We start from the raw sequence: 6,346 nt of genomic DNA on the forward strand, positions 1-6,346 counted from the left end.
ATTCGACGGATCGGCGGAGGGTGCCGTCACCCGCCGACCGCGCCACGGAGGTCCACCGGGCGTTCGACGAGCCCGTGGGCGTGGGTCAGGTCGGCGACCCGCTTGAGTTCCGTCAGGTCGAGTTCGGCCGGATAGGAGCCGAGCGTCATGGCGGCCGCCTCCTTGGGGGAGGTTTTCGAGTAAGTCGGCAGCACCTCCCGCACCTGCCGGGGATCGTTCGCGATCAGGCGCTGCGCCTTGGCCAGCGCGCGCTGGAAAGCCGCCAGCGTGCGCGGGTGCTCGCGGACCCACTCGGCGGTGGCCGCCAGGCCCGCGGTGGGCAGGCTCGCGAACTCCGGTGGGATCGCGTCCGCCACGATCCGCGAGCGCTCGCGGCCCACGGTGACGAACGGCTCCACCAGCAGGGCGGCGTCGAACTGCCCGGCGCTCAGCGCGTGGAGCATCTCGGGATAGGGCTTCTCGGCCATCATGACGTCCCGCGGCTTCAGCCCGGCCCGCTTCAGCGCGGCGGTCACCGTCAGCTGCCCGAGGCCACCGAGGTTCGGGATCGCGATCTTCTTGCGCTTCAGGTCGCGCACTGTCCTGATCTTCGACCTGGCGTTCACGACGATCGCGAGATCTCCCGGCGCGGACCGGTACAGGCCAGCGACGATCGTGAAGTCCTTGCCCCTCTCGTTCGCCCGGAAGAGGGTGACGTAGTCGGTGTACGCCAGATCCAGCCGGCCGGCTTCCACCGGCGGCGTCGCGGCCCCCGCGCCGGTGACGAGCACCGGCTCCACCGTGAGGCCCTCCTCCTCGAAGTAACCCTGGGACTGGGCCACGTACACGGGCGCCGACTCCGCGGTCGGCAGCGTCCCGACCTTGATGACCGGCAGCTCCGGCGGCGCGGACGGGCGGGCGGCGGCGCGCGGCTCACCGGGCAGCGCCCGCACCGCGACGGTGACCGCGATCATGGTGACGACGGCCACCGCGGCGGCGGCGAGCGCCATGACGTTGCGCCGCCTGCGCTGATGGGCGGCGATCGCCCTGGCGGCCAGGTCGCGCTCCGGCATGTCGTCCGCGATGCGGCCGAGCTGTTCTCCGAGCCAGGTCATCGGCGTGCCCCCTCGCTTCGGGCCGGGTCGTCCAGCACAGGCAGTCTGGGCGCCAGTTCGGGCGCCAGCGCGCGCAGCCGGGCCAGGGCGTGGTGCGCCTGGCTCTTCACTGTGCCGACGGAGCATCCCAGCAGGTCGGCGACGTCACGTTCCGTACGGTCCTCGTAGAAGCGCAGGACGAGGACCGCGCGCTGCTTGGGCGTCAGCCGCATGAGCGCCTGGTGCAGGACGACCCGCAGGACGGCGGAGTCCTCGCTGGAGTAGGCGCGGTCGGGCGGCTCGGCGCTCGGCACCTCGCCGGAACCGCGGCGCCGCCGCCACGAGGTGTACTGGTTCACCATGGTCCTGCGCGCGTAGGCGTCGAGGTTGTCGATGTGGCGTAATTTCGGCCACCGCCCGATCATGCGGACCAGCACACTCTGCCAGAGGTCCTCGGCGAGGTGGACGTCTCCGGTGAGCAGGTAGGCCAGGCGCATCAACGGGCGTTGGTGTGCGTCCACGAACGCCCGGAAACCGGCATCGCGATCCAACGTCTCTCCTCAGGTCGATACCCTCCAGACGCCGTGACCGCCGTGGAAGGTTGGCACTCCTGGGGACGGAGTGACGTCAGCTCCAGATCGACACGTGGACCGGGGGGCGGAAGCGCGCTCGGGGGATGCCCTCGTCAGGGGAGCGCATCACCTGGGTGGCCGCCGGGGTCGTGAGGAAGTCCAGGAAGGCGTCCGCCGAGACCGATCGGGTGCCGGGTTCCAGGACGGTCGCGTACCAGGAGACCGGCATGGGGGTGACCGCCGTCTCCACCGCCACCAGCTCGCCCCGCCGGAGCTGGGAGGTCACCAGGTGGGCGATCGCGGGCGCGATCCCGGCGCCTTCCGCCGCCGCCTTCCAGGCCGCCGTCTGGTTGGCGAAGACGCGTACGTGCGACTCGGGCACGCGCAGCAGCCGCAGCAGCCGGCCGCTGTCGCCGGCCGGATCGGTGCCGGAGGGTCCGACGAGCCAGTGGTCGCGGTGGCCGTGCGGGGCGGCGACGGCGATGAGGCGGCAGCGCAGCACCGGCCTGCTGACCAGGCCGGGGCCGGGCAGTCGCGGGCCGAGCGCGACGTCGGCGAGGCGGCTGGTGAGCAGCAGCGGCATCTCGGCGGTGGCGGCGACGCCGGTGCCGGCGTCCATGGACTTGCGCTGGTTGAACAGGCACACCAGCGGCCCGGCGACGTGCTCGGCCAGGACGCCGTCCAGGACGACGTGCAGCCGGGCGGGGCCGCCGGGCTGGACGGCGGCGACGGCCTCGGCGCCGAGGGCGACGATCTGGGAGGCGATGCCGAGCAGGCGCCGGCCGCCCTCGGTGAGGACCATGCCGCCGGCGGAGCGGGTCAGGAGGGGGTCGCCGAGGTGGCGGCGGAGCTGGGCCAGCGACTGGGAGACGGCCGGTTCGCTGACGCCGAGGGCGCGGGCCGCGGCTTTGACGGAACCGAGGCGGGCCACGAAGACGAAGGCGCCGAGCTGGCTCAGGGTCACCCTTTCTTCATAGATTCCCGGCGCGCATTAAGGAATCCCTTATTTCTGGATTGTCCGGACCAATCGCTGACAGCACTGTGCTGGCATGCAGGTTCCCGCGACGTTCGCGTACGAGAAGGCGGGCAGCGTCCCGCACGCGTTAGAGCTGCTGGACAGGTACGGCCCCGACGCCCGGGTCGTGGCCGGCGGTCACAGCCTGATCCCGATGATGAAACTGCGCCTGGCGCAGCCCGAGGCTCTGATCGACATCAACGGCCTGACCGAGCTGGCGCAGCTCGCGGTGGAGGACGGCGAGCTGGTGATCGGCTCGATGGTGCGGCACGCCGAGCTGCTGGCCAGCGCCACCGCCACCGGTCTGTTCCCGATCTTCGCCGACGCCGAGCGGGTGATCGCCGACCCGATCGTCCGCAACCGGGGCACGGTGGGCGGCTCGCTCTGCCAGGGCGACCCGTCGGAGGACCTGGCGGCGGTGTTCGCGGCGCTCCGCGCCACGGCCGTCGTCCAGGCCCGGGCGGGTGTCCGGAAGGTCCCGGTCAGGGAGTTCCACGAGGGCCCGTACGAGACCGCGGTCGGTGACGGCGAGCTGCTGATCGCGCTGCGGGTGCCGGTCCTGGACGGCGCGGGGAGCGCGTACGAGAAGGTGGAGCGGCGCGTCGGCGACTGGCCGGTGGCGGCGGCCGGGGCGGTGCTCCGGGTGGACGGCGGGGTGATCGCGCAGGCCGGGATCGGGCTGACCGCGGTGGGCGCCGAGCACTTCTGCGCCCCCGAGGCGGAGGCGCACCTGATCGGGAAGCCGCCGGGGGCGGAGGTGTTCGCCGAGGCCGGCCGGATCGCCGCCGAGCACTGCGACCCGCACTCCGACCAGCGGGGACCCGCCGACTACAAGCGTCACCTGGCCGCCGAGCTGACCCGGCGGGCGCTGACCAGGGCCGCGGAGAGGATCTGACATGCGGATCACGGTGACGGTGAACGGGCAGCCGTACGAGCGCGAGGTGGAGCCGCGCCTGCTGCTGACCCACTTCCTGCGCGACGAGCTGGGCCTGACGGGCACCCACTGGGGCTGCGACACCTCCAACTGCGGCGTGTGCACGGTCCAGCTCGACGGGGTGCCGGTCAAGTCGTGCACGGTGCTGGCGGTGATGGCCGACGGGCACGAGGTGACGACCGTCGAAGGGCTGGAGAAGGACGGCGAGCTGGACGCGGTGCAGAAGGGCTTCGTGGAGTGCCACGGGCTGCAGTGCGGGTTCTGCACGCCCGGCATGCTGCTGACGGCGCGGTGGCTGCTGGACCACAACCCCGACCCGGACGAGGGCGAGATCCGCGAGGCGATCTCCGGCCAGCTCTGCCGGTGCACGGGTTACGAGAACATCGTCCGGTCCATCCGCTGGGCGGCAGAGGCGGAGGCGACGTCATGAGTTTCGGACGCATGCACCGCAAGGAGGACGCCCGCTTCATCCGGGGCCGCGGCACCTACGTCGACGACGTCAAGCTGCCCGGCATGCTGCACGGCGCGGTCCTGCGCAGCCCGTACGCGCACGCGCGGATCGTGTCGATCGACACCTCGGCCGCCGAGGCGCACCCGAAGGTCAGGGCCGTCATCACCGGCGCCACGCTCGGCGGGCTGAACCTGGCCTGGATGCCCACCCTGTCCAACGACGTGCAGGCGGTGCTCGCCACGGACAAGGTGCGCTTCCAGGGCCAGGAGGTCGCGTTCGTGGTGGCCGAGGACCGCTACGCGGCGCGTGACGCGCTGGAGCTGATCGAGGTCGAGTACGAGCCGCTCGACGCGGTCATCGACGCCAGGACCGCGCTCGACGACGGCGCCCCGGTGATCAGGGACGACCTGGAGGGCAAGGCCGACAACCACATCTTCGACTGGCAGGCGGGCGACAAGGCCAGGACGGACGAGCTGTTCGAGCGGGCCGAGGTGACGGTCGCGCAGGACATGATCTACCCGCGTGTGCACCCGGCGCCGCTGGAGACGTGCGGCGCGGTCGCCGACTTCGACAAGGTGACCGGCAAGCTGACCGTGTGGTGCGGGACACAGGCGCCGCACGCGCACCGGACGCTGTACGCGATGGTGGCGGGCCTGCCCGAGCACAAGATCAGGGTGATCTCCCCGGACATCGGCGGCGGGTTCGGCGGCAAGGTCGGCATCTACCCCGGGTACGTGTGCGCGATCGTCGGCTCGATCGTCACCGGCCGCTCCGTCAAGTGGATGGAGGACCGCTCGGAGAACCTGATGAGCACCTCCTTCGCCCGCGACTACCACATGCGCGGCGAGATCGCCGCCGACCGGGACGGCCGGATCAGGGCGATCCGGGTGAAGGTGCTGGCCGACCACGGCGCGTTCAACGGCACCGCCCAGCCGACCAAGTTCCCCGCCGGGTTCTTCCACGTCTTCACCGGCTCGTACGACCTCGAAGCCGCGCACTGCGAGGTCACCGGCGTCTACACGAACAAGGCGCCCGGAGGCGTCGCCTACGCCTGCTCGTTCCGCATCACCGAGGCCGTCTACCTGGTGGAACGCCTGATGGACGTGCTGGCGGCCGAGCTGGGCGTGGACCCGGCCGAACTGCGCATGCGCAACCTGCTCGAACCCGACCAGTTCCCCTACACCTCCCCCACCGGCTGGGAGTACGACTCGGGCGACTACCCCAGGGCGCTGCGGCTGGCGCTGGACATGGCCGGCTACGACGAGCTCCGCGCCGAACAGGCCGCCAAGCGGGCCAGGGGCGAGCTGATGGGCATCGGGATCAGCTTCTTCACCGAGGCCGTCGGCGCCGGGCCGCGCAAGCACATGGACATCCTCGGCCTCGGCATGGCCGACGGCGCCGAGCTGCGCGTGCACCCGACCGGCAAGGCGGTGCTGCGGGTGTCCTGCCAGTCGCAGGGCCAGGGGCACGAGACCACGTTCGCCCAGATCGTCGGGCAGGAGCTGGGCATCCCCGCTGACGACGTGGAGGTGGTGCACGGCGACACCGACCAGACGCCGTTCGGACTCGGCACGTACGGGTCGCGCTCGACGCCGGTGTCGGGCGCGGCGACCGCGGTCGTGGCCAGGAAGGTGCGCGACCGGGCCAAGCTGGTGGCCGCGGCCATGCTGGAGGCCAGCCCCGACGACCTGGAATGGCAGGAGGGCAGGTGGTCGGTGGTCGGCGACCCGTCGACCGGCAAGTCCTTGGCGGAGATCGCGCTGGCCGCGCACTCCAACCTGGAACTGCCCGAGGGCGTCGAAGGTCACCTGGACGCGGTGACCGTCTACAACCCGCCGAACCTCACCTACCCGTTCGGCGCCTACATCTGCGTGGTCGACGTGGACCCCGGCACCGGGCAGGTGAAGGTGCGCAGGTTCGTGGCCGTGGACGACTGCGGGGTCCGCATCAACCCGATGATCGTCGAAGGGCAGGTGCACGGCGGCCTGGCCGACGGGGTCGGCATGGCGCTCATGCAGGTGATGGCCTTCGACGAGGACGGCAACCATCTGGGCGCGTCCTTCATGGACTACCTGCTGCCCACCTCGATGGAGTGCCCGTCGTGGGAGCTGGGCGAGACGGTCAGCCCGTCGCCGTTCCACCCCATCGGGGCCAAGGGCGTCGGCGAGTCGGCCACCGTCGGCTCCCCCGCCGCCGTGGTCAACGCCGTGGTGGACGCGCTCGCGCCGTACGGGATCCGGCACGCGGACATGCCGCTGACCCCGGCGAACGTGTGGCGGACCATCGAAGGGCGGCCGTTCC

The 6,346-nt window shown here is 71.9% G+C and carries 6 protein-coding genes; 3 read left to right on the forward strand and 3 right to left on the reverse strand.

Features of this window, described 5'->3' with window-relative positions; all coding sequences use genetic code 11:
- Positions 1 to 26: 26 nt before the first annotated feature.
- From OUY22_RS20820 to OUY22_RS20830, 3 genes are all read right to left on the reverse strand, one after another.
- The gene (locus tag OUY22_RS20820) at positions 27 to 1,094 is read right to left on the reverse strand and encodes an ABC transporter substrate-binding protein (protein ID WP_270156736.1); all 1,068 of its coding nucleotides are present in this window, start codon (positions 1,092 to 1,094) and stop codon (positions 27 to 29) included.
- Entirely contained in the window at positions 1,091 to 1,624 is a 534-nt protein-coding gene (locus OUY22_RS20825) for a SigE family RNA polymerase sigma factor (RefSeq protein ID WP_270156737.1), read from the reverse strand. The genes OUY22_RS20820 and OUY22_RS20825 overlap by 4 nt, the downstream gene beginning before the upstream one ends.
- 76 nt (positions 1,625 to 1,700) lie before the next feature.
- A complete protein-coding gene (locus tag OUY22_RS20830) occupies positions 1,701 to 2,609 on the reverse strand; it encodes a LysR family transcriptional regulator (protein ID WP_270156738.1) in 909 nt (302 codons plus the stop codon).
- 85 nt (positions 2,610 to 2,694) lie between these two features.
- Here OUY22_RS20830 and OUY22_RS20835 point away from each other — a divergent pair, with 85 nt between their 5' ends.
- The 3 genes from OUY22_RS20835 to OUY22_RS20845 form a co-directional block, all read left to right on the forward strand.
- Positions 2,695 to 3,555, forward strand: coding sequence for an FAD binding domain-containing protein (locus OUY22_RS20835; RefSeq protein WP_270156739.1), 861 nt, complete (start codon positions 2,695 to 2,697; stop codon positions 3,553 to 3,555).
- 1 nt (position 3,556) lies between these two features.
- Positions 3,557 to 4,024 carry a (2Fe-2S)-binding protein gene (locus OUY22_RS20840; protein WP_270156740.1) on the forward strand — a complete coding sequence of 156 codons (468 nt, stop codon included), beginning with the start codon at positions 3,557 to 3,559 and terminating at the stop codon, positions 4,022 to 4,024.
- A partial coding sequence (locus OUY22_RS20845; RefSeq protein ID WP_270156741.1) for an aerobic carbon-monoxide dehydrogenase large subunit occupies positions 4,021 to 6,346 on the forward strand: 2,326 nt, incomplete at its 3' end. The genes OUY22_RS20840 and OUY22_RS20845, both read left to right, overlap by 4 nt.

It is taken from the genome of Nonomuraea corallina, assembly GCF_027620315.1.
In the GTDB taxonomy this organism is placed as follows: domain Bacteria; phylum Actinomycetota; class Actinomycetes; order Streptosporangiales; family Streptosporangiaceae; genus Nonomuraea; species Nonomuraea corallina.

Excerpts from the sequence above, each read along its gene's own strand:
- OUY22_RS20835 (WP_270156739.1), top strand. The coding sequence starts at position 2,695 with ATGCAGGTTCCCGCGACGTTCGCGTACGAGAAGGCGGGCAGCGTCCCG.
- OUY22_RS20820 (WP_270156736.1), bottom strand. The coding sequence starts at position 1,094 with ATGACCTGGCTCGGAGAACAGCTCGGCCGCATCGCGGACGACATGCCG.
- OUY22_RS20840 (WP_270156740.1), top strand. The coding sequence starts at position 3,557 with ATGCGGATCACGGTGACGGTGAACGGGCAGCCGTACGAGCGCGAGGTG.